This is a genomic window from Kitasatospora sp. NPDC091276, assembly GCF_040684355.1.
GTDB lineage: Bacteria > Actinomycetota > Actinomycetes > Streptomycetales > Streptomycetaceae > Kitasatospora.
In genome coordinates this window covers 1-22,787 of the sequence record NZ_JBFBFU010000019.1, presented here as the reverse complement: position 1 = coordinate 22,787, position 22,787 = coordinate 1, and the positions used below count along the sequence as shown (strand labels likewise).

The 22,787-nt window shown below is 71.3% G+C and carries 17 protein-coding genes and 1 pseudogene; 12 read left to right on the top strand and 6 right to left on the bottom strand.

The genetic code is table 11. The features are described from left to right. Positions 1-36: 36 nt before the first annotated feature. Positions 37-1,671: a beta-ketoacyl synthase N-terminal-like domain-containing protein gene (locus AB0O19_RS23345; protein WP_363621988.1), complete on the bottom strand. Its 1,635-nt coding sequence runs from the start codon at positions 1,669-1,671 to the stop codon at positions 37-39. A gap of 390 nt (positions 1,672-2,061) precedes the next feature. On the opposite strand from AB0O19_RS23345, the gene AB0O19_RS23340 reads away from it, so the two are divergent. After that, on the top strand, positions 2,062-3,165 hold the full coding sequence (locus tag AB0O19_RS23340) for an SDR family oxidoreductase (protein WP_363621986.1): 1,104 nt from the start codon (positions 2,062-2,064) through the stop codon (positions 3,163-3,165). An 82-nt stretch (positions 3,166-3,247) separates the two neighbouring features. On the opposite strand, the gene AB0O19_RS23335 is transcribed toward AB0O19_RS23340, so the two are convergent. Next, positions 3,248-3,595: a transposase gene (locus tag AB0O19_RS23335; RefSeq protein WP_363621984.1), complete on the bottom strand. Its 348-nt coding sequence runs from the start codon at positions 3,593-3,595 to the stop codon at positions 3,248-3,250. 154 nt (positions 3,596-3,749) lie between these two features. On the opposite strand from AB0O19_RS23335, the gene AB0O19_RS23330 reads away from it, so the two are divergent. Continuing rightward, the gene (locus tag AB0O19_RS23330; protein ID WP_363581175.1) at positions 3,750-4,454 is read left to right on the top strand and encodes a TetR/AcrR family transcriptional regulator; all 705 of its coding nucleotides are present in this window, start codon (positions 3,750-3,752) and stop codon (positions 4,452-4,454) included. Positions 4,455-4,671: 217 nt separating this feature from the next. Here the strand turns inward: AB0O19_RS23330 and AB0O19_RS23325 are convergent, their stop codons facing one another. The 3 genes from AB0O19_RS23325 to mgtA all read right to left on the bottom strand — a co-directional run bounded on the left by AB0O19_RS23325 (position 4,672) and on the right by mgtA (position 10,936). Next, on the bottom strand, positions 4,672-6,309 hold the full coding sequence (locus AB0O19_RS23325; protein ID WP_363621982.1) for an amidohydrolase: 1,638 nt from the start codon (positions 6,307-6,309) through the stop codon (positions 4,672-4,674). A gap of 36 nt (positions 6,310-6,345) precedes the next feature. Further along, complete coding sequence (locus tag AB0O19_RS23320) at positions 6,346-7,764, bottom strand: APC family permease (protein WP_363622234.1); 1,419 nt, start codon at positions 7,762-7,764, stop codon at positions 6,346-6,348. 427 nt (positions 7,765-8,191) lie between these two features. Further along, a complete protein-coding gene (mgtA, locus tag AB0O19_RS23315) occupies positions 8,192-10,936 on the bottom strand; it encodes a magnesium-translocating P-type ATPase (protein WP_363621980.1) in 2,745 nt (914 codons plus the stop codon). Between the two features lie 429 nt (positions 10,937-11,365). On the opposite strand from mgtA, the gene AB0O19_RS23310 reads away from it, so the two are divergent. The 10 genes and pseudogenes from AB0O19_RS23310 to AB0O19_RS23265 all read left to right on the top strand — a co-directional run. Next, a complete protein-coding gene (locus tag AB0O19_RS23310) occupies positions 11,366-12,082 on the top strand; it encodes a VIT family protein (protein ID WP_363621978.1) in 717 nt (238 codons plus the stop codon). Between the two features lie 559 nt (positions 12,083-12,641). After that, positions 12,642-13,703 carry a carbamate kinase gene (locus AB0O19_RS23305; protein ID WP_363621976.1) on the top strand — a complete coding sequence of 354 codons (1,062 nt, stop codon included), beginning with the start codon at positions 12,642-12,644 and terminating at the stop codon, positions 13,701-13,703. Next, a complete protein-coding gene (locus AB0O19_RS23300; protein WP_363621974.1) occupies positions 13,700-16,099 on the top strand; it encodes a phosphoketolase family protein in 2,400 nt (799 codons plus the stop codon). The genes AB0O19_RS23305 and AB0O19_RS23300 overlap by 4 nt, the downstream gene beginning before the upstream one ends. A 210-nt stretch (positions 16,100-16,309) precedes the next feature. After that, positions 16,310-16,471: a YqaE/Pmp3 family membrane protein gene (locus AB0O19_RS23295; protein WP_363581191.1), complete on the top strand. Its 162-nt coding sequence runs from the start codon at positions 16,310-16,312 to the stop codon at positions 16,469-16,471. Positions 16,472-16,737: 266 nt separating this feature from the next. After that, complete coding sequence (locus AB0O19_RS23290) at positions 16,738-17,541, top strand: YihY/virulence factor BrkB family protein (protein ID WP_363621972.1); 804 nt, start codon at positions 16,738-16,740, stop codon at positions 17,539-17,541. Positions 17,542-17,743: 202 nt separating this feature from the next. Continuing rightward, positions 17,744-19,072 (top strand): FAD-dependent oxidoreductase, encoded by a 1,329-nt coding sequence (locus AB0O19_RS23285; RefSeq protein WP_363622232.1) that lies wholly within the window; start codon positions 17,744-17,746, stop codon positions 19,070-19,072. 5 nt (positions 19,073-19,077) lie between these two features. Further along, positions 19,078-19,857, top strand: a complete 780-nt coding sequence (locus tag AB0O19_RS23280) for a DUF1365 domain-containing protein (RefSeq protein ID WP_363622230.1) — start codon at positions 19,078-19,080, stop codon at positions 19,855-19,857. Beyond that, a complete protein-coding gene (locus AB0O19_RS23275; protein WP_363621970.1) occupies positions 19,854-21,140 on the top strand; it encodes a class I SAM-dependent methyltransferase in 1,287 nt (428 codons plus the stop codon). The genes AB0O19_RS23280 and AB0O19_RS23275 overlap by 4 nt, the downstream gene beginning before the upstream one ends. Positions 21,141-21,207: 67 nt before the next feature. After that, complete coding sequence (locus tag AB0O19_RS23270) at positions 21,208-22,041, top strand: DUF1295 domain-containing protein (protein ID WP_363621968.1); 834 nt, start codon at positions 21,208-21,210, stop codon at positions 22,039-22,041. A 62-nt stretch (positions 22,042-22,103) separates the two neighbouring features. Continuing rightward, a pseudogene (locus tag AB0O19_RS23265) lies at positions 22,104-22,307 on the top strand (IS630 family transposase); the annotation flags it as partial. A gap of 165 nt (positions 22,308-22,472) precedes the next feature. On the opposite strand, the gene AB0O19_RS23260 reads toward AB0O19_RS23265, so the two are convergent. Further along, complete coding sequence (locus tag AB0O19_RS23260; RefSeq protein ID WP_363622240.1) at positions 22,473-22,736, bottom strand: hypothetical protein; 264 nt, start codon at positions 22,734-22,736, stop codon at positions 22,473-22,475. Positions 22,737-22,787 lie beyond the last annotated feature (51 nt).

Genomic DNA, 22,787 nt, shown 5'->3' with positions numbered 1-22,787 from the left:
GCTCGCGCCGGCCGCAGGTGCTCCCGCCCCGCGCTCCTACCCGCCGACGGCTGCGGCGCCACCCGAGTGCGTCACACCATCAGCCTTTTGTCGAAGTGATGTTGATGCTTCGTCAGTAGTGGCAAGAGCGGTGAACCCGCGTTCCGCGTCCCCCGTGGAGCGGGCGAGCACCACCGCGCGGTGCTCGTGCTTGCCGCGGCGCCTGCACGAGGTGTAGGCGATGTCGTAGAACTCCCGTGGCGCGGCGCTGGCCAGCCGGGCCGTCATCCGGCGCACCGCCTCGGCCAGAGCCGGTTCCGTGCGCGCCGAGACCAGCACCGGCAGGCCCTCGGGCGGTGCCGTGGACGCGCCGGGCGGCAGGACGGGGGGAGCGGAGGCGAGCACGGTGTGCGCGTTCGCACCGCCGAACCCGAAGGAGTTCACCCCCACCACCAGACGCCCATCGGTGGGCAGCGCCCGGTTGCGGACCTCGATCCGCAGGCCCAGCCCCGCGAAGTCCACGTCGGGATGCGGCTGCTCGCAGTGCAGCGTGGCGGGCACAGCCCGGTGTTTGAGCACCAGCAGCGCCTTGCACAGGCCCGCCAGTCCGGATGCGGGCTCCAGGTGTCCCAGGTTGCTCTTGACCGGGCCGATGCCGAGGTCGCCGGTGATGCGCCGGATCCCCAGGGCGCGGCCGATGGCCCGGGCCTCCAGCGGGTCCCCGACCGGGGTGCCGGTGCCGTGCGCCTCGAAGTACACCAACTCGTCGGGGTCGACGCCCGCCTCGGCGTAGATCCGACGCAGCAACTCCTCCTGGGCCTGGGGATTGGGCAGGGCCAGACCCATCGTCCTGCCGTCGCAGTTGGTGGCACTGCCAAGGATGACGCCGTGCAGGCGGTCCCCGTCGGCCAGCGCATCGTCCAGCCGCTTGAGAAGCACCACCACGCCGCCCTCAGCGCGCACAAAACCGTCGGCCTGGGCCGAGAACGAAGCGCACCTGCCACGGGCCGACAGCATGGACGCCTGTGAGAACCCGACGTAGTGGAAAGGGGAGAGCAGCACATTCACCCCTCCGCACAGCGCCACCCGGCTGGTGCCCGACCACAGACTCCGGCATGCCTGGTCGAGGGCGACCAGCGAGGACGAGCAAGCGGTGTCCACCGCCATGCTCGGACCACGCAGATCGAAAGTGTAGGAGAGGCGGTTGGCAGCGATGGAGCTGGCACTGCCCGACATCGTGTAGGCGTTGACCGTGCGCGGCGACAACAACTGCAAAGTGCCGTACGACATGTCGGAGATGCCGACGTAGACGGCGGTGTCCGATCCGGCCAGCGTCTCGGGGGCCACGGCGGCGTCGTCCAGGGCCTCGGCCGCCAGTTCCATCAGCAGCCGGTGCTGCGGATCGACCTGTGCCGCCTCCTTGGGTGAGACGCCGAAGTAGGCGGCGTCGAAGCCGGCGACATCGTCGAGGAAACCGCCGACCGCCGTGTAGCTCTTGCCGACGCGCGGCATCGAGGGGTCGACGAAGCGGCTGGTCTCGAACCGGTCCTCAGGCACCGACCCGATCAGGTCCCGGCCCTGTTCCAGCGCATTCCACAGTTCGTCCAGGCCGTTGATGCCCCCCGGCAGGCGGCAGGCCGCCCCGACGATGGCGACGGCCTGCCGGTCTGCGCGTTCCCGGTCCCGATGCATGTGAGCCCTTCTCGTCCACGCCTGGGGTGGCGAGTTCTCCAGTCGGTCGCCCTCATGCGGGCGAAGCACTCACGGTATTTGATCGACAACACAAAGTCACGGAGGGGGTGTGGGTGTGACGCGCGACCACATCGGAGCGCGCACCGCGCCCGCGTTGCCGGAGCAAGCTCGTTCGAGTGAATACCATGTCGATCTCGCCAGGTCACGATGTGGGCGAACGGCCATGACCCGACTGCGGGTTCGGGCAGCGGCCCCGTCTGGTCTCGGCCGAAACGGAGGTAGCGGAGGCAGCGGATCGTACTCGCGGAGGCCACTGGGCCGTAGGGTGGCGTCGCCGCAACGCGCTCAGCCCGTCCCGACAGCGGCGGTTCTGAACCCTGGGAGCCATCCTTGTCCATCCTGTTCACCGGTGCCACCGGATTCCTGGGATGCCGCGTCCTGCGGCGGTTGCTCGACGAGGGGAACGGGGCAGTGATCACGATCCTGGGACGCGCGGACACCCTGACACTGCGTCAACGCGTCGAGGCGGCGGTTCTTGCGGCGGAACCCGATCCACCGCCCGCCGGCTCCCTGGGCCGCCTGCGCTACGTCGAGGGCGACCTCACCAAGCCCAGTTTGGGGCTCGGCCGCCGCGAGATCGCTGCGGCAGCCGACGGGCTCACCTCGATCTGGCACTGCGCGGGCCTGCTCGCCCTCGTGGGTGATCCGGCTCCGCTGTTCAGGACCAACATCCTCGGGACCCGTGGCCTGCTGGAGCTGGCAGACCAGGCCCCCCAGGCGCACTTGTTCCACACCAGCACTGCCTACGTGGCCGGGCGGCGGAGCGGTGGCCACATCCTGGAGGACGACCTGAGCGAGGAGGCAGGCTTCCAGACCTACTACGAGGAAAGCAAATTCAACGGTGAGCGCCTGGTCCGCAGGTGGGCCGCACACACCGGCCGCTCGGTCACCATCATGCGTCCGAGCCTTCTCGTACTGGACCAGGTGATCCCCGATGGGCTGCCGAACCAGACCCTGGGGATCCTCGCTCGCCTGATCGACGTGAGCCTGGGCGCCGACGCCCAGGCACGGCCGGGCGGCGACGGCGCACTGCGTGTCCGAATCCGGAGCAACCCCGAGGACTCCCTCAACATGCTCCAAGTCGACTACGCCGCACACGCCATGGTGCGCGTCGCGGCCCACCGGTCGACGGGCCTGCGCACCGTGCACGTCACCCACCCGCAGAACACTTCCATGAGTGTCTTCCTGCGTGCGTTCGAACTCGCCTATCCGGGCCTGGCCGTGGAGACCGTCCCAGCCCTGCACGCGCCAATCCCGGTGGAGGTCCTGGCAGCCACCCAACTCGCCCAGGTTTCCTCCTTCATGACGCAGAGCCGGACCTACGGCCGAGCCAACCTGCTGGCGACAGTGGGCGATCTGCCCGATCCCGCCCCCGTCGACAGCGCCTACCTCGCCCGTGGCATGCGAAGGGCCGGGTCCGTGGTCGGGGTCTGATTCACCGAGTCCAGCGCGCAGCCTCACTGGACATCAGCAACGGCTTGATCCAAGGAAGTACTCGGCATCCGAGGCTCCGATCTCAGGAACGCGCATTTGCTCCGGGTACAGCGGACCGCCAGTGGTCCGGTTGTGACAGAGCCGAGCATCCGAGTCTGGGAGGACTCGGACACTCAGCTCGTCGGGGACTACCAGGTGACGATGACGTACCCGTGGCCGCCCGCGACCCCCGTCGCTCCGCCATCACCGGCGGGACCCAGGACCGCAAGGCCTCCTTGTGGATGCCGAGATCGCGAGCCACATGGGCGACGGGGCGGCCGGTCGAGCGGACCTCGCGCACGGCGCGTTCACGGAGTTCATCGGGGTACTTGCGTGGTGCTGGCACTGCTCGTGGTTCTCCTTGCGCCTGGATCGTAACAAACCCAGACATCAGGGACTCCAAGAAGGCCGGAGCAGCTCAGCCGGAGGTGCCGGGGCAACCGGAGGGCGGCGGCCAGGACGCAGTCGGCGTGCTCGCGCCGGACCGGGCGGAAATGCGGGCCTTCCCTGGCCTAAGTCAAGCCTGTTGACCTACGCTGCCAGGCATGAGCGAACGGGTAGTCCCCGAGCCCCGGCGGCAGCGCCGGCGGCCCACCAAGCAAGGCGTCATCCTGTCGAGGGAACTGATCGTCGACACCGCGTTGCGGCTCATCGAGCAGCACGGCGCCGACGCGCTCACCGTACGGCGGCTCGGTACCGCGCTCGGCGCCGATCCGAGCGCTGTCTACCGCTACTTCCGCAGCACGGACGACCTGTTGCTCGCCGTCGCCGACGAGCTCATCGGCCGCGCCCAGCACGGTTGGCAGGCCACTGGTGACTGGCGCGCCGACCTGCGTGCCATCGGCCTGCGAATCCACGCCGCCTACCAGGCCCACCCCCAGGCCGCGCTGCTCGCCGCCCACCGCACCACCGGCCGAACCTACGAGATCGCCGCCGTCGAGGCCATCCTCGGCGTCCTGCGCGGGGCGGGCTTCCCCGACCGCGAGGCCGTCCGGATCTACCACGCCTTCGTCGACCAGAGCCTCGGCTTCGCCGCACTCGACGCCGCCGCCCTCGCCCTGCCCGCCGCTGCCCAGGCCGCCGACCTGGAGGTCTGGCAGGCCTCCTACGCCCGGCTCGACGCCACCACGTACCCGCACATCGCCGCCACCGCCCGCCTCCTCACCAGCGACATGCGCCGCAGCGGATATCCCTACGCCCTTGACCTCCTCCTCGACGCGGCCGAGGCCCGCCTCCCGGCCACGGGCTGAGTGCGGGCCACGGGCTGAGTGCGGGCGACGGACTGAGCGCTGCCGGATCCGGAGCGGCCCTCGGAGCCGGGCCGATCGCTCCCGGCTGCGCCGGCGACCGTCACGGTGCCGACGCAGCCCCGGGGCCTACGCGTTCCTGGGTACGTTTCATCACTTCGTGCGGGGGATCCTGGCAGTGCCCTGAGACCGCCGGGGCACCGACTCACCCCCGGGCGGCTCAGTCCGCCGCGTGGACGAGCCGGCCGCCGACGTAGGTGCGCAGGACGCGGGCGTCGGCGATCTCCTCGGCGGGGGCGGTGAAGAGGTCGCGGTCCAGGACGACGAGGTCGGCGAGGTGGCCCGTCGTGAGGGTGCCGGCGTCGTCATGGCCGTTGACGTGGGCGGTTCCGGCCGTGTACGCGGCGAGGGCGGAGGCCAGGTCGAGGCGCTGCTCGGGGAGGAAGACCCGGCCGTCGGTGGCCCCGGGCTCGCTCCGGTTGACGGCCACGTGGATGCCGGCGAGCGGGTCCGGGCTGCTCACCGGCCAGTCGCTGCCGGCCGCCAGGGTGGCGCCCGCGCGCTGGAGGGCGCCGAAGGGGTACTGCCAGGCGGCGCGCTCCGGGCCGAGGAACGGGATCGTCAGCTCGTCCATCTGAGGCTCGTGCGCGGCCCAGAGCGGCTGGATGTTGGCGATCGCGCCGAGCCGGGCGAAGCGGTGAAGGTCATCCGGGTGAACCACCTGGAGGTGGGCGAGGTGGTGGCGGGTGTCGCGTCGCCCGTTGGCGGCGCGGGCCGCCTCGACCGCGTCCAGCGCCTCGCGGACGGCCCGGTCGCCGAGGGCGTGGAAGTGCACCTGGAAGCCGAGCGCGTCCAGCTCGGTGACGTACCCGCGCAGCGCGGCCGGGTCGACGAAGCTGAGGCCGGAGTTGGCGGTGGCGCAGCCGCAGCCGTCCAGGTACGGGCTGGTCATAGCAGCGGTGAAGTTCTCGGCGATGCCGTCCTGCATGATCTTCACCGAGCCGGCCCGGAACCGCCCGTGGCTCAACCCTGCACGCCGCCCGACCAGTTCGGGGATCTGCTCGGCCCCTCGGTCGCGGTCCCACCAGAGCGCGCCGGTCACCCGGGCGGTCAGCGCGCCGGAGCGCGCGGCGGCCAGGTAGGCGTCGGACGGATCCGGCTGGCCGTTGAACTCGCCGAGCAGCGCGTCCTGCCAGCCGGTGATGCCGAGCGAGTGCAGCAGCCGCTGGGCGCGCAGCAGCCCGTCCAGCCGGTCGGCGGCGGTGGAGGGCGGGATCAGCCGGGCGACCAGGCCGGTGGCGCCCTCCTGGAGCGTGCCGCCCGGGGTGCCGTCCGGCTCGCGCTCGATCCGGCCGTCCGCCGGATCGGGGGTGTCCCGGGTGAGGCCGGCGAGCTCCAGGGCCCGGGTGTTGGCCCAGGCGCCGTGGTGGTCGCGGTTGGTCAGGTACACCGGGCGGTCCGGGACGACGGAGTCCAGCAGCTGCCGGGTCGGCAGCCCGCCCTCGAAGCTCTCCATCGACCAGCCGCTGCCGGTGATCCACGCCTGGCCGGGGTTGGCGTCGGCGTACGCGCGGATCCGCTCCAGGTAGTCGGCGACGCCGACCGTGCCGGTGAGGTCGCAGACCGCCAACTCGGCGCCGCCGAAGACCGCGTGGACGTGAGCGTCCTGGAATCCGGGCAGCAGCAGCTTGCCGGTGAGGTCCACGACCTCCGTCCCCGGCCCGATCAGCTCCCGGACCTCGTCGTGGCCGACGGCGGTGATCCGCTCGCCGGTCACGGCCAGGCTGGTCGCCCGGGTGCGGGCGGCGTCACCGGTGTGGACCGGGCCGCGGGTGAAGACCAGATCGGCCTCGGGCATGGGGGTGCTCCGTTCTCTCGTGGCTTCCACGGGCTGTCAGTCGGTGTCGGGCAGGAAGTAGGGCGAACGCCGCCGCCAGCGGGCCCAGGCGGCCGCCGGCAGTCCGGTGACGATCATCATCACCGTCACGGTCAGCTCGAACCACCCGTTGTCGGCGGCCAGTTCGAAGTGGTCGGCGGAGTCGTAGAACGACCAGGCGAGGTAGCCGCCGACGGCGAGCAGCGCGGCCGCGCCGAGCAGCGGGCCGACCACCGCGCGCAGTCCCTCCAGCGGGTCGTCGCGCAGCAGGTGCCGGAACCGGACGGCCGCCGCGACGGCCGTCAGCGCGTAGTACAGCGCGACGATGATGCCGATCGCGTTGACGGAGGCGGAGATCAGGTCGTTGACGGTGGGGATGGCGATCGAGGCGAGCGCGAGGGCCATCGCGATGCCGGTGATCAGGAGCGTGCCGGCGGCGGGCGTCGTGTGCTTCGGGTGCAGCCGGGTCCAGACCGGGCCGAGCACGCCGTCGCGCCCCATCGCGTACATTCCGCGCGCCGTCGGGATCACGGACGACTGCAGGGAGGCCACCGCGGAGAACATGAGCGCGATCAACGGCAGGGCGGCCAGCGGCTGGTGGGCGAGCGTCGTGCCGAAGTAGGCGAGGCCGTGCGCACCGTTGTCGGCCAACTCGTCGAGCGGCAGCACCCGTTGGAAGGCCGTGCCGGCGAGCAGGAAGAGCAGCAGCATCACCACCAGGGCGAGCATGCCGCCCCGCGAGGCGTCCCGGGGGCTGCGCACCTCCTCGCCGACGCTGAACACCGACTCGAAGCCCCAGTAGCAGAACACCGCCAGCACCATGCCCTGGGCGAGCGCGTCGAAGGACGGGATGTCGAACGGGTTGAACCACTGCAGCGAGAACGGCTGGTCGCCGGCGAACAGCCCGTACCCGCAGAAGCCGAGCAGCACCGCGTACTCGAACACCAGCAGCGCCTTCTGCAGCCGGGCGGCCAGGTCCAGGCCGCGCACCGCCACCAGCGCCGCGCCGACCAGGACCACCAGGCCGAGCAGGGTGCACTGGACGGTCGAGTCGGCGTCGAGGCGCAGGCCCGCGACGCTGCGCACGTGGGCCAGGTCGAGGAGCTGGATGATGGAGGACCCGGTGACCGTGGTGGTGTAGGCCATGAAGACCACGGTGCCGACGGTGTTCACCCAGCCGGTGAGGAAGCCCAGCCAGGGGTTGAGTATTCGGCCCACCCAGCGGTAGCTGCTACCGGCGTCCGGCTCGACGGCGTTCAGCCGCCCGTACCCGCCCGCGATGGCGAGCACGGGCAGGAAGGCCAGCAGCATGATCGCGGGCAGGTGCAGGCCGACGACTCCGGCCATCAGGCCCAGGCCGATGCCGATGCTGCTGGTGGCCGCCGTACTGGAGGCGGCGATCGTCGCCCCGTCCAGCAGGCCGATGGACTTGTGCATGGTGACGTGGGGGCTGCTCGCGTCCGGTCTCGGAGCGTTGCCCGTGGCCTTCACCGTCGGTGTCAACGGATCACCGCCTTGCTCGTGTGGGGGAGGGGTGCGAGACATGAAACCGGTGGCGTCCTTACACGTCAATGCTGTTGTCATAAGAGCTGGGGCGTGGGAGTGGGGCGAGGCGGCCGCAGGGGCGGGTGCGGCGGGTGAGGGGCGGAGACGGACCCTCCCCTCACCGGGGAGCGGCGGCTGCCCCCATGCGCGCCCGAGGGCATCGATTCGCGGCTCGCCAGGTGAGCGACCCTGCTGGTCGGGCAGGGCGCCGGAGCGCTCCGCGGACCCGGCCGGGTGGCAACTCGCCTGTGACGAAGAAGGTCGTCATCGAGCGGCTCCACGCGTGCTCGTCGATCCTCGACTCCGAGGGCCGGCAGTCCTACTGCGGCCGTCCCGGCGGCCGACTGCCCGCCGGCGGCGAGGACGGCGCGAAGCGCTGCGCGACGTTGTGCGGGGAAGCGGGTCGTGGCGTGCCGGACGCGGCCGCGCGCTGGCGGGCCGCGGTGCTGAAGTACGCGGCGCGCCGCCGCAGGTGGCGCAGGGCGCCGTAGCGCGGCGGGGCCGGGACGGTGGTGGCGGCTGCGCCGTAGAAGAGGCGTTTGCCGACCTCGATCAGGACGAGGTAGGCGATGATCATGCCGACCAGGGTGGCGAAGAACGCCCCTGGTAGCGGCTGGAAGCCGAGGGTGTGGGCCAGTGGCGTGGCGGGCAGCAGGGTGCCGACGGTGACGACGCCGAGGGCCGACAGCGTCAGTGGCAGGCTGGGGTGACTGCGGAAGAACGGGATGCGCCGGGTGCGGATCGCGAAGATCACCAGGGTCTGGGTGGCCAGCGACTCCACGAACCAGCCCGAGCGGAACTGCGCCGGGCCGGAATGGAAGACCCAGAGCATGACGCCGAAGGTGATGAAGTCGAAGACCGAGCTGAGCGGGCCGAAGCAGATCATGAAGCGCCGGATGAAGGCGATGTCCCAGTGCGAGGGCTTGTGCAGCTGTTCCTCGTCCACGTTGTCGGTGGGGATGGCCAGTTGGCTGGTGTCGTAGAGCAGATTGTTCAGCAGGATCTGCGAGGGCAGCATCGGCAGAAACGACAGGAACAGCGAGGCGCTGGCCGCGCTGAACATGTTGCCGAAGTTGCTGGAGGTGCCCATCAGCACGTACTTGATGGTGTTGGCGAAGATCCGCCGGCCTTCGGCCACGCCGTCGGCCAACACGTCCAGGTCCTTCTCCATCAGGATCACGTCCGCGGCGTCCTTGGCGACGTCGGTGGCCGATTCGACGGAGATGCCCACGTCGGCCGCGTGCAGGGCCAGGGCGTCGTTGACGCCGTCGCCGAGGAACGAGACCCCACCGCCGCTGCGCCGCTGGGCGTGCACGATGCGGGCCTTGGCTTCGGGGCTGACCCGGGCGAAGACGGTGGTGCTCGTGATCGCCTCGGCCAGGCGGGTGTCGTCCAGGGCGTCCACCTCGGCGCCGGTCATGGCCTCGCCCCCACCCAGTCCGAGGTCGTGGCAGACCTTGGCGGCGACTGCGGCGTTGTCGCCGGTGACGACCTTCACGGAGATGCCTAGCGCGGCCAGCCTGCTGAGTGCGGCGGCCGCGTCCGGTTTGGGCGGGTCGAGGAAGACGAGCAGCCCGGCCAGCTGAAGACCGTTCTCGTCCGCCGGCCGGATCTGCCCCGATCCGGCGACGCCGGGCCGGGTGGCGACCGCGATCACCCGGTTGCCGGCGGCGAACTCCGCCGCCAGCGCGTCACGGGCTGCGGCGGGCACGTCGGCGCAGCGTTCCAGGATGCTTTCCGGAGCACCCTTGGTGACCAGGGTCGATACGCCGGCCGTGTCCCGCACGAGGACGGAGACCATGCGGCGCTCGTGGTCGAAGGGGAGCACCCCGAGCGAGGTGTAGCCCGCCAGCGCGGCCCGCTCGCCCGCGGCGGCGGGCGAGCGCCACAGGGCCTGGTCGAGCGGGTTCCCGCCCACGTCCTGCTCGTCCCGCGCCGCGTTCTCGGTGCACAGCAGCCCCCATCGCAGCACCGTGTCGGGACCGTCGGCGCCGACGGGCACGGCGCGCATGTAGTCGATCCGGCCGAGGGTGAGGGTGCCGGTCTTGTCGGTGAACAGGACGTCGACGTCGCCGAGGTCCTCGATGCAGACAAGCCGTTTGACCAGGACCTTGCGGCGGCTCATCCGCCGCGAGCCCGCGGCCAGGCTGGTGGAGACGACGGCGGGCAGCAGCTGCGGGGTGATGCCGACCGCGATGGCCAGCGAGAACAGCAGGGCATCGATGATCGGTTTGTGCAGCGCCACGTTGATCACGAAGATCGAGGTGGTCAGCGCGCCCGCGACGTAGACCAGCAGCAGGGAGAAGCGGCGCAGGCCGACCTGGAACTCGGTGTCGAGCTGGTGGGTGCCGAGCCCGGCGGCGATCTTGCCGAACTCGGTGCGGGCCCCGGTGGACACCACGACCCCCCGGGCGCCGCCGGTGCGCACCACCGTGCCCATCAGGGCGCAGCCGGACAGCTCGGCCAGCGGTGTCCCGGCCGGGACGGCGGCGGTGCCCTTGTCCACGGGCAGCGACTCGCCGGTCAGGAGCGACTCGTCGCACTCCAGTCCCGTGACCTCCAGCAGCCGCAGGTCGGCCGGGACGATGTCGCCCAGGTGCAGCTCGACCAGATCGCCGGGAACCAGCGCGGTGACATCCACCGACACCGGCCGTCCGTCGCGCACCGCCACCGTCGTGTGGCGGATCTGCGAGTGCAGCGCCTCGGCGGCCTTCTCGGCCCGGTACTCGTTGACGAAGCCCAGCCCCACGGACACCGCCACGATCACCCCGATGATCACGGCGTCACTGCGCTCGCCGACCAGGAACGATGCCACGGCGGCGCCCAACAGCAACCCGAGCAGTGGCGAGCGCAACTGGTGCCACAGCACGGGGAAGAAGCGGGCCCGGTGCGAGGAGACCGCGTTGGGGCCGAACCGGGCCCGGCGCCTGGCCACTTCACCGGGGCTCAACCCAGCCTCGGCATTGACGTCGAGCCCGTGCAGAACCTGTTCCCCAAGCAGCGTCGCCGAGGCTGCCACCCCGCCCGCGGGCCCGGCCGACCGCACGGGAGCCGCGGCGCTCATCGCGGGTGGTCCCCGGTCCCGCCCGTCACCGTCCTCGGCATGCGACGGCACGCCGGCAGGATGCGGGGGAGTGGTGCTGCGTCATACGGATCGCCGCCTCTGGGCACATGCCACGCCCGGGGAGGGCACGGAGTCCGAACAGACCCGGGCGCGCTACGTTTCTCCAGGGTCGCACGGGTCGATCGCTTCTTCCCTCCGGTGCCTGGCTCGGCGCTCACCGGGGCGCCTGTCCTCCCCGGCGCGGCCTCTGGTGGCCGACGCGTCGCTGCGGGACCAGAGTGGAGCGGACGGGGTTCGCGAGGGTGCTCCGCACCCGGGGCGGCGATCCCGGAGCCCGGTGGGACCGTTCCGCCGACGGCGCGGTGCCGGCTCGCGTCGAGGCCGCGCCCGGGTCGGCCGGTGCCGCCAGCGCGGGAGGAGGTACCGACGGTGGCAGGACAGGCCGGCAAGCAGGACGAGCCGCACGGTCGTGCCCTGGGACGCCGTCTGAACTGGCTGCGGGCCGGGGTGCTCGGAGCCAACGACGGGGTCGTCTCCACGGCGGGCCTCGTGATCGGTGTGGCCGGTGCGACCACCTCCCACGTCGCGCTGCTGACGGCCGGGCTGGCCGGGCTGCTGGCGGGCTCGATGTCGATGGCGGTGGGCGAGTACGTTTCGGTCAGCAGCCAGCGGGACTCCGAACGAGCCGCACTGCTGGTGGAGCAGGGTGAACTGGCGGAGGCGCCGGAGGCGGAACTGGACGAGTTGACCGGTCTCTACGAAGCCAAGGGGCTGCCTCCGGCACTGGCGCGGGATGTGGCCGAGCAGCTGACCGAGAGGGACCCGCTGGCCGCGCACGCGGACGCGGAGCTGAAGCTCGATCCGGACGCCTTGACGAGCGCCTGGCAGGCGGCAGGAGCGAGCTTCGTGTCCTTCACCGCCGGCTCGCTGCTGCCTCTGCTGGTCATCCTGCTGCTGCCGGTGTCGTCCCGGGTCCCGGTCACGGCTGCTGCCGTCCTCGCGGTCCTCTGGGCCACCGGGGCTGTCAGCGCCCGCCTCGGAGGGGCGCCCCCCGGGCGGGCCATCCTGCGCAACGTTCTCGGCGGTGGGCTGGCGATGGCCGTCACCTACGGGGTGGGGGTGGCCCTCGGCGTTGCCGGAGTCTGAAAGTCGTTCCCGCATCCGGCGCCCCCGGCCCGGCCGAAGGCCCAGTTCCTGTCGGCGGCGTCCTTCGCACCGGGGGCGCGGGTGCAACCGCTGGCGTGGACAGCACGCACAAGCCGCGGGTAGCGTCGAAGCAGCGGGTCGGTCGTCGCCCCCCCCGGGCCCTCTGCCATCACGCCGGCTCGCAGTGGCCCCGCTCGCAGCCGGGCAGGGCCCGGTGAGTGGCGGACACCGTGGTCACGTCGGACGGCCGGGTACTCGGACCAGTCGGCTGGCCGGTCACTTCTCAGGAGGCGGCCGTCGGCGCGTTCGCGTTGACTCGGCCGGCTCGCCGCCCGGGCTGCGCCGTGATCAGGTCCACCGGGCAGCCCCACTCATCCGGGATCGGCACCGGACATCAACGGCATCGGGAATCTGGACGCCGTGCGGAGGAGCCTCGTGAGTAGCCAAGCCCGACAGTTGGTCACCGACACCGCTCCCGCGCCGGGCCGGCGGTGCGGCGCCGTGACGGACGCCCGGTGTGCGCCCGAGGCCGTGGGCGCGTATGTGACGGTGCCCTGACATGCGTATCGTGGCCGCGCTCGGTGGCAATGCGCTGCTTCGCCGTGGTGAGAGGCCTGATGCCCGCGTCCAGTTGGGGCACGTGCGCACCGCCGCGCGGGCTCTCGGTCCGCTGGCCGCCCGGCACGAGCTGGTGATCTGCCACGGCAACGGGCCGCAGATCGGCATGCTCTCCCTCGAAAGCGAGAGCGACCCGGCGCTGTCCCGTCCCTACCCGTTGGATGCGCTCGTCGCCCAGACCCAGGGCATGATCGGGTACTGGCTCACGCAGTGCCTGCGCAACGACGGCCTGGCCAAGCCCGTCCTCAGCCTCGTCACCCAGACGCTCGTCGACCCGGGCGACCCGGCGTTCGCCGAGCCGACGAAGTTCGTCGGCCCCGTCTACGACCACCGGCGCGCCCGACAGTTGGCCGACCTGCACGGCTGGACCATCGCCGCAGACGGTGACCGGTGGCGCAGGGTCGTGCCCTCGCCCGAGCCGCAGCGGATCATCGAGCAGGACTCGATCACCCACCTGCTGGATACCGGCTCGGTCGTCATCTGCGGCGGAGGCGGCGGAGCCCCGGTCAGCGATGACGGCTCCGGCCGGCTCCACGGCGTGGAAGCCGTCGTCGACAAGGACTCCACCGCGGCCCTGCTCGCCACCACCCTCCACGCCGACCGGCTCCTCGTCCTCACCGACGTACCCGCCGTGATGGCACACTTCGGCACCCCGCAGGCCACCGCGCTGCGCCACCTCGACCTGGACGACCTGGCGGGCATGGAGTTTCCCGCCGGGTCGATGGGCCCCAAGATCGCGGCCTGTCGGCACTTCGTGGCGGCCACGGGCCACCCGGCGGCCATCGGGCAGCTGCCCGATGCGAGCGCGATCCTCGCCGGTGCCGCCGGCACCACCATCACCACCGCCCACGCACACGAGCCGGGCAGCCGTCCGCGCCGGCAGCAGCCGGGCGAGGGTGGCTCGTCGCCGGAGGGTCGGCCGAACACCGGCCCGAGCCGTGCGAACGACCTCAGCACCGGCGGGACACGGCCGCGTCCGACCGACGGGAGCCCCGAGCCATGACCGGACCAGCGCTGTCACCGGAGCTGCTCCACCGGATGGACGCCTACTGGCGGGCCGCCAACTACCTGTCGGTGGGTCAGATCTACCTCTACGACAACCCGCTGCTGAAGACACCGCTGGAACTGTCGCATGTGAAGCCGCTGGTCGTCGGCCACTGGGGCACGACGCCGGGTCAGAACTTCATCTACACGCACCTGAACCGGGTCATCAAGAAGTACGACCTGGACATGGTCTACGTCGCGGGGCCCGGCCACGGCGGGCCGGCACTGGTGAGCCACACCTATCTGGAGGGCACGTACAGCGAGGTCTATCCGGACGTCAGCCAGGACGAGCCGGGGATGAGGAAGCTGTTCACCCAGTTCTCCTTCCCCGGCGGGATCTCCAGCCACGTCGCGCCGACCACGCCCGGGTCCATCCACGAGGGCGGCGAACTCGGCTACTCGCTCAGCCACTCCTTCGGCGCCGTGTTCGACAACCCCGGCCTGATCGTGGCCTGCGTCATCGGTGACGGCGAGGCCGAGACCGGGCCGCTGGCGACAGCGTGGCAGTCCACCAGGTTCCTCGACCCGGTCGGTGACGGGGCGGTGCTGCCGATCCTGCACCTCAACGGCTACAAGATCAGTAATCCCACGGTGCTGGCGCGCATCGAGGACGAGGAGCTGACGCAGTTCCTGCGCGGCTGCGGCTGGGAGCCCCACATCGTGGCGGGCGACGAACCCGAGGCGATGCACCAGCTCATGGCCCGGACCATGGATACGGCCGTCGAGGAGATCCGGGAGATCCAGGACACCGCGCGCGCCCGCACGGACGCCGGCCGCCCGCGCTGGCCGGTGATCGTCCTGCGCTCGCCCAAGGGCTGGACCGGGCCGAAGACCGTCGACGGCCTGCGGGTCGAGGGCACGTTCCGCTCGCACCAGGTACCGCTGCTGGTGGACGCCGACCACCCCGAGCACGTCGGGCAGTTGGAGGCCTGGATGCGGAGCTACAAGGCGGACGAGCTGTTCGACGAGGGCGGCCGTCTCGTGCCGGAGCTGGCCGACCTCGCTCCGGTGGGTGAGCGGCGGATGGGCGCGAACCCGCACGCCAACGGCGGCGTCCTGCTGCGGGACCTGCGGATGCCGGACTTCCGTGCCCACGCCGTGGACGTCCGCTCTCCCGGCACGGTCAGCGGCAAGGACACCCTCGTTCTGGGACGGTTCCTGAGAGACGTGGTCGCCGCCAACGGGGAGCGCCGCAACTTCCGGATCTTCGGCCCCGACGAGACGCTCTCCAACATGCTGGGCGCGGTCTTCGAGGCGACCGACCGCCAGTGGGACGCCCGCACCATGGAAGGCGACGAGTTCCTCGCCCCTTCGGGCCGGGTGCTGGACTCGATGCTCAGCGAGCACCAGTGCGAGGGCTGGCTGGAGGGCTACCTGCTCACCGGACGGCACGGGCTGTTCAACTGCTACGAGGCGTTCATCCACATCGTCGACTCGATGTTCAACCAGCACGCCAAGTGGTTGAAGGTCACCAAGCAGCTGCCCTGGCGCCGCGACATCGCCTCCCTCAACTACCTCCTCGCGTCCCACGTATGGCAGCAGGACCACAACGGCTTCACCCACCAGGACCCCGGCTTCCTGGACCACGTCGCCAACAAGAAGGCCGACGTGGTGCGGATCTACCTCCCGCCGGACGCCAACTGCCTGCTGTCCGTGATGGACCACTGCCTGCGCAGCCGGCACTACGTGAATGTCGTGGTGGCGGGCAAGCGTGCGATGCCGCAGTGGCTGTCCATGGAGGACGCCGTCGTGCACTGCACCCAGGGTGTGGGCATCTGGCCGTGGGCGAGCAACGACGAGGGCGGGGAGCCGGACGTCGTGCTGGCCTGCTGCGGCGACACCCCCACCCTGGAGGTCCTGGCCGCGGTGTCCATCCTGCGCGAGCACCTGCCCGAGGTGAGAGTGCGGGTGGTCAACGTCGTCGACCTGATGAAGCTGGAGCCCGACACGGTGCACCCGCACGGGCTCAGTGACCGGGACTACGACTCGCTCTTCACCAGGGACAGGCACATCGTCTTCGCCTTCCACGGCTACCCCTCGCTGATCCACCGGCTCACCTACCGGCGCACCAACCGCAACCTGCACGTGCGCGGGTACAACGAGGAGGGCACCATCACCACCGCCTTCGACATGCGGGTGCAGAACCGCCTGGACCGCTTCCACCTCGTCCAGGACGTCATCGACCGGCTGCCCCGACTCGGGGCACGGGGCGACTACGTGAAGCAGCGGATGCGCGACAGGCTGGTCGAGCACAAGCTGTACATCGACAAGCACGGAACGGACCTGCCGGAAATCCGGGACTGGACCTGGGTCGGCACCACCAGCAGCGTTCCCCGCCCGGCGGAGGACGGCTGACTCGGGTCACCACCCTTCGACGCCTCCACGGTGCCTCTCGATGTCCTCAGCCGGGACTGCGGCGTGCCCGGGCGCGGGCCACCGCCTCGTCGAGCATGCCGGGCGCGCTGTGCGGTCCGGCCGACTGCCCGCCGGGCGGCCGACGGTGAGACGATGAGGAGACGGGTCACCGTGCCGTCGGCCACCGCACCTTCGGAACGAGGGGTGATCATGGGCAAGGTCCTTCTGGTGCTGTTGTGCCTGGTCCTGCCGTTCCTGGCGGTACTGATCAAGGACGGGCCGAGCATGAAGGTGCTCTGGGCCTTCCTCCTCCAGCTCTGCGGCCATGTGCCCGGAGTCATCTACGGCATCTACCAGGTGGTCAAGGACTGAGACCCCGAAAACAGACACCCGACACGCCGGGCTGGCACCCATGTCACGACACGAGAACGAACACCGGCACACCGGTACGGCCGACGGGGCCGGGCCCGCCACCAACGGAGCCGGGCCCACCGAGAGCCCGACCGACCTGTCCAAGAAGTCGTGGTGGGGATTCCTGAAACGCACCACAAGCAGTTCAAGGCCGACAGCCTCAGCGACGCGGCGGCCGCGCTCACCTACTACGGTCTGCTGGCGATCTTCCCGCTCTGCTCGCGCTGGTGTCGATCCTGGGACTGGCCGGCAGCTCCGCCACCAAGCCGCTGCTCGACCGCCTCCGCGACCTCGGTCCCGGATCCGTCCGCCAGCTCCTCACCACCGTGGTGCAGCAACTCCAGACCGACCAGGGCAGGGCGGGCTTCGCACTGGCCATCGGGATCGTCCTGGCCCTGTGGTCCGCCTCCGGCTACGTCGCGGCGTTCATGCGCGCCGTCAACCGGGTCCACGACACCGCTGAGGGCCGGCCGCTCTGGAAGACCCTGCCCACGCGGCTCGCCCTGACCGTCGTCATCATCGCGCTCCTCGCCCTGACCGCCACCGGTGTCGTCTTCACCGGCGCACTGGCCACCCGGACGGGGAAGATCCTCGGAGTCAGCGAGAACGCCGTACAGGTGTGGGACATCGCCAAATGGCCCGTCCTCGTCATCGTCGTCATCGCGATGGTCGCCCTGCTCTACTGGGCCGCTCCCAGCGCGGAAGCGCCCAAGCTGCGCTGGATCCTCCCCGGAAGCCTGGTCGCCGTCGCGCTCTGGGTCATCGCCTCCGGCGCGTTCGCCCTCTACGTCGCCAACTTCAACAGCCTCAACAGCACCTACGGCAGCATCGGCGCCGTGATCCTCTTCCTCCTCTGGCTCTGGGTCTCCAACGTCGCGATCCTGCTGGGCCTGGAGTTCAACGTCGAACTGGAACGCGGACGAGCCATCGAAGCCGGCCACCCACCCGAGGACAAGCCCCACCCCGAACCCCGCGACACCCGCACACCACCACCCGACACCCCACAGGACCACGACGGACCCGGTCGCTGACTCCCGGCTGTGCTCTCACCACCTCGCCTCTCCACCCGCCCAGTGGCACACCAGCCGACCGCGCAGCTCACCGGCGCGCCGTTCACCCGAGTTCCCCGCAACTGGAAGGTCGGGCCAATCCGCGCCCGAGCCGGTTCCGAAGGTTCGGTGCAACGACAATGCGGGCCGCGTTGCGGCCCCGTCGGGAGGGGCTCTTGTGACAATGTTCGGCACCGACTTCACCACCCGGACTGCCGCCACCGCAGATGGTGGTGCACGTCTGCGCCGGGTGGCGGTGGTGGGCTCCGGCGTGGCCGGACTCACCGCGGCGTACGAGCTGTCCCGGGCCGGGGTGGAGGTCGAGCTGTTCGAGGCCGACACCCGCTTCGGCGGCCACGCCCACACCCAGGAGGCGACCACCGCAGACGGGCGGGTGCTGGCTCTGGACACCGGTTTCCTGGTCCACAACGAGCGGACCTACCCCCACCTGGTGCGGCTCTTCACCGAACTCGGCATCCGCACCCGGGACAGCGAGATGAGCATGTCCGTGCGCTGCGACGGGTGTGGCCTGGAGTACGCGGGCGCCCGCGGGCCGGTCGGCCTGTTCGCCAGGCCCGCCACCCTGGCGCGCGGCCGCTACCTGCGGATGCTGGCCGAGGCGCCGCGTTTCCACCGGCTGGCTCGCCGCCTCCTCGCTGACCCGGCGGCGGGCGACCCGAGCCTGCGCGAATTCCTCTCCGCCGAGGGCTTCTCATCGTACTTCGTGAACCACTTCATGACCCCGGTGGTCTCCGCCGTGTGGTCCTGCGCCCCCGACCTGGCGGGCGACTATCCGGCGCGCTACCTGTTCGCGTTCCTCGACAACCACGGCATGCTCAGCGTGACGGGCTCACCGACGTGGCGCACCGTCGTCGGCGGCTCCCGCACCTACGTCGAGAAGATCACCGAGCGGCTCACCGCAGTGCACCGCTCCGCCCCCGTACGGGTGGTGCGCCGCCACTCGGACGGCGTCACCGTGGTGACCGGGAACGGACACCACGCCGAGGCCGACGCCGTGGTGGTCGCCACTCACGCCGACCAGGCGTTGCAACTGCTCGCCGACCCGACCGACTCCGAGCTGGAGGTCCTCGGCGCCTTCACCTACTCGCGCAACCCGACCGTGCTCCACCGCGACCCCACCGTCCTGCCCGCTGCCCGATGGGCCCGCGGATCGTGGAACTACCGGATGCCCCACTGCACCGCCCCCTCCGACCGGGTACGGGTCAGTTACCACCTCAACCGGCTGCTGCGGCTGGATGCCGCCGACGACTACCTGGTCACCCTCAACGAGGACCGCCAGCGCCCCGTCCCCGAGCACCTGGTGGTCTCCCGCACCGTCTACGAGCACCCCGTCTACACCGCGCGCACCGTCGCCGCTCAGCGCCGGCTCCCCGAACTCGCCACCGCCCGCACCGCGTTCGCCGGCGCCTACCACGGCTGGGGGTTCCACGAGGACGGCTGCCGCTCCGGTGTCGACGCGGCGCGGTCCCTGCTGGGGGTGAGCGCGCAGTGACCACCCTGCCAGGGCCCTGGGGCGCTGTCCTCTACGACACCCTCACCACGCACGTACGCACCGTTCCCGGGCGGCACGCCTTCCGCCACCGCGGTTACCTGTGGCTGGTGGATCTGGACCGGCTCCCGTCCGTGCCGTGGCCGCTGCGGCCGCTGGCCGCCTTCCGGGCGGGCGACCACGCCTCGGACCCCGCCGGGACGGGGCCGACGATCCGTCGGGACCTGGAACGCCACCTCGCGGAGCAGGGCATCCGACTCGGCGGTGGACAGGTGCTGATGCTGACCCAGGCACGTTCGCTCGGACACGTGTTCAATCCGCTGACGGTGTACTGGTGCCGCGACGACGAAGGCCGGCCACTGTGCACGGTCGTCGAAGTCCACAACACCTACGGCGGCCGGCACCGCTACCTGCTGCCCCCCGATCCCACCGGCCGTGGCGAGACCCGCAAGGACTTCTACGTCTCACCGTTCTTCCCCGTCGACGGCCGTTACCGGATGCTGCTGCCCGAACCGGGGAAGCGGCTGAGCCTGACCGTCCACCTGGAACGGGAGGGCGGCCGCGCCTTCACCGCCACGGTCCACGGCACCGGCCGCGCCGCAGGCCCGGCCGCCCTGTTGCGTGTCGCGCTCACACACCCGTTCGCCACCTGGGCCGTCAGCCTGCACATCCGCTACCGGGGCATCCGGCTGTGGCTGAGCGGCTTGCCCGTCCACCCCCGCCCGGCTGCCGGTTCGTCCCTGTCAGCCGGTGAACCAACGCTTACAGAAGAGGTGCCCATCCCATGACGAGCACGGTTTCCCAGCCGGTGACGTCGGCGCCAGCCGTCGACCCCGCCCGCTGGCCGGATGTCGCCCGGGTGCCGCACGTTCCGTTGCGCGCGGCCGTCGCGGGACGCCTGCTGCACCGGGTGGCCGCGCGGCGCGGCCTGCGCGTCGAACTCCCCGGCAGCCGAACCCTGCATCCGGCCCCGCCCGGCGCACCGGTCCTGCGCCTGCACCACCCTCGCGCCTTCCTGCACCGAGTCGGAGAGAGCGGCCTGATCGGCTTCGGTGAGTCCTACCAGGCCGGCGACTGGGACAGCCCCGACCTCGTCGCGCTCCTCACCGAACTGGCCACCGCCCCCGAGACCCTCGTACCGACCGGCACGCAGTGGCTGCGCCGGTTCTACGTTCAGCGCCCGCCGTCCGGGGAACTGTCCACCGCCGCGAACGCCCGGCGCAACATCCACCGCCACTACGACCTGTCCAATGACCTGTTCGCCCTGTTCCTCGACCCGACGATGACCTACTCCTCGGCGCTCTTCCCGACCGGCCCGGACCCAGAGCCGAAAGCGACCTGGAACGGGCTGGCCCCGGCGCAGCACCGCAAGATCGACCGGCTGCTGGACCTCGCGAACGTCGGCTCCGGCACCCGGTTGCTGGAGATCGGCACCGGCTGGGGCGAACTCGCCCTGCGCGCCGCCGCCCGTGGTGCCCGGGTAGTCAGCCTCACCCTCTCCGAGGAGCAGCTCGTACTGGCCCGCCGGCGCATCGCCGCGGCCGGGCAGGAAGAACGGGCGGAAGTTCGGCTCTGCGACTACCGTGCCGCCGAAGGCGAGTACGACGCCGTGGTCAGCGTGGAGATGATCGAGGCCGTCGGGCGACCGTTCTGGCCGGAGTACCTCGCCACCCTCGACCGGGTCCTGGCCCCCGGCGGCCGGGTCGCCCTCCAGTCGATCACCATGCCGCACGACCGGATGCTCGCCAGCAGCCGCACCTACACCTGGATCCTCAAGTACATCTTCCCCGGCGGCCTCATCCCGTCCGTGCGGGCGATCACGGAGACGGCCGCGCGCCACACCCGGCTGCGGGTCACTTGTGCGGGCGCGTACGGGCCGCACTACGCCGAGACCCTGCGCCTGTGGCGCGAGCGCTTCACCGAGCAGTCCGCGCAGGTCGCAGCCCTCGGTTTCGACGAGGTGTTCCAGCGCATGTGGGAGCTGTACCTCGCCTACTCCGAAGCCGGGTTCCGCACCGGCTACCTCGACGTCCACCAACTGCTGCTGACCCGCGAAGAGGTGACGGCATGAGCGCGGCGGCCCTCATCGACACAGCCCTCGGCAAACCTGTCCGGCGGCCCGCCCGGGAGGTTCTGACGTGAACGCCGGCGCCTTCGCGCTCAGCCTCGCCGTCACCGCCGCCGTCGCCCTTGCCGTCCTGCTCATCACGTTCGCGGTCGGAGTGCGCACCGGGCGCCACCGGGGCGTGGACGTCGCCTGGGGACTGGCGTTCACCGCCGTCGCGCTGACCGGCTACGCGCTCTCGGACGGCTACGGGGATCCCGGGCGAAGGCTGCTCGCAACCGTACTCGTCGTGGTCTGGGGCTTGCGGCTGTCCGCGCACATCTGGTGGCGCGCCCGAGGCGCGCCCGAGGACCCGCGCTACGCCAGGATGCTCTCCCGCGCTCCCGAGGGCCCGGCCCGGACCCGGTACGCGCTGCGAATGGTGTACCTGCTCCAGGCCGCCATCGTCTGGTTCGTCTCCCTGCCGGTCCAAGCCGCCCAGCACATTCCCCACCCGCCTGGTGCGCTCGCCTGGGCGGGCGCCGCGCTGTGGGCGGTGGGCCTGTTCTTCGAGGCGGTGGGGGACCGGCAGCTCGCGCGGTTCAAGGCCGACCCCGCCAACCGGGGACGGGTGATGGACCGCGGCCTGTGGCGTTACACCCGCCACCCGAACTACTTCGGGGACGCATGCGTCTGGTGGGGCCTGTTCCTGCTCGCCGCCGACACCCCGAGCGGCTGGGCATTCGTCCTCAGCCCGATCCTCATGACCTACCTGCTGGCCTTCGGCAGCGGCAAACCGATGCTTGAGCGGCAGATGGGCGCGCAGCGGCCCGGCTGGGCCGAGTACGCGGCCCGCACCAGCGGCTTCCTGCCCCTGCCACCCCGACGCACCCCCACCGTTCAATCGTTTCCGAGGTCCCGCCGATGACCCTCCAGATCGCCCTGTTCACCCAGGACCTGCGCCTGCACGACAACCCCGTGCGCCACGTGCACCGCGGTCGACTGTGCTTCACACCGGCCAACGCTTCCTGCGCCAACCCGATCGAGGCGCACCTCGGACCCTTGCGGCAGGTCACCCTCGCCAACTCCGACTACCCCAACCACACGGTCCAGACCCGCGCGCTGCACGCCTACCTCCGCTGGCGCAACGCCGACGCCCGCCACCCCGACGTCCTGGCCGCCCAGTGCCGGGAGTTACCCGGTGCTGTCAGGGCTGGAACAGTTTCCACTGCCCCTCGGAGACGACCTGGAAGAACGTATCACCCTTGCACCTTGTTCCCGACCTGCGGAAATGTGCTGAGGTGTTGGGTGCCACGACCCTGCCGGGGCCCACGCGACCTAGCGACCGAAGGCGCCCAATCAGGGCATCGTCTTCCGCCCCGGCATGCTGATAGGCATCCACGGCCAGGGTGCGGGGCGCAGACCGGTTGCTTCCTCAAGCGGCCGGACGCGGTACCCGGCCTTGATCATCTGGGCCTGGAGCCAGTTGGAATCGCACCCGTAAACCGTCGCGAGCCTTCTGGCGCCGACGCCGGAGGCGTACCGGAGGGCGATGGCCGGCAGCGCGGCGATCACGAGTGCCCTGAGCATGGCCTGCCGGTCTTGTTCGGTGGTGGCCCACATGGCTACTCCTGAGGAGGGTGGAGAGTCCTCCGCCCTGCGGCAGCGGGGGCA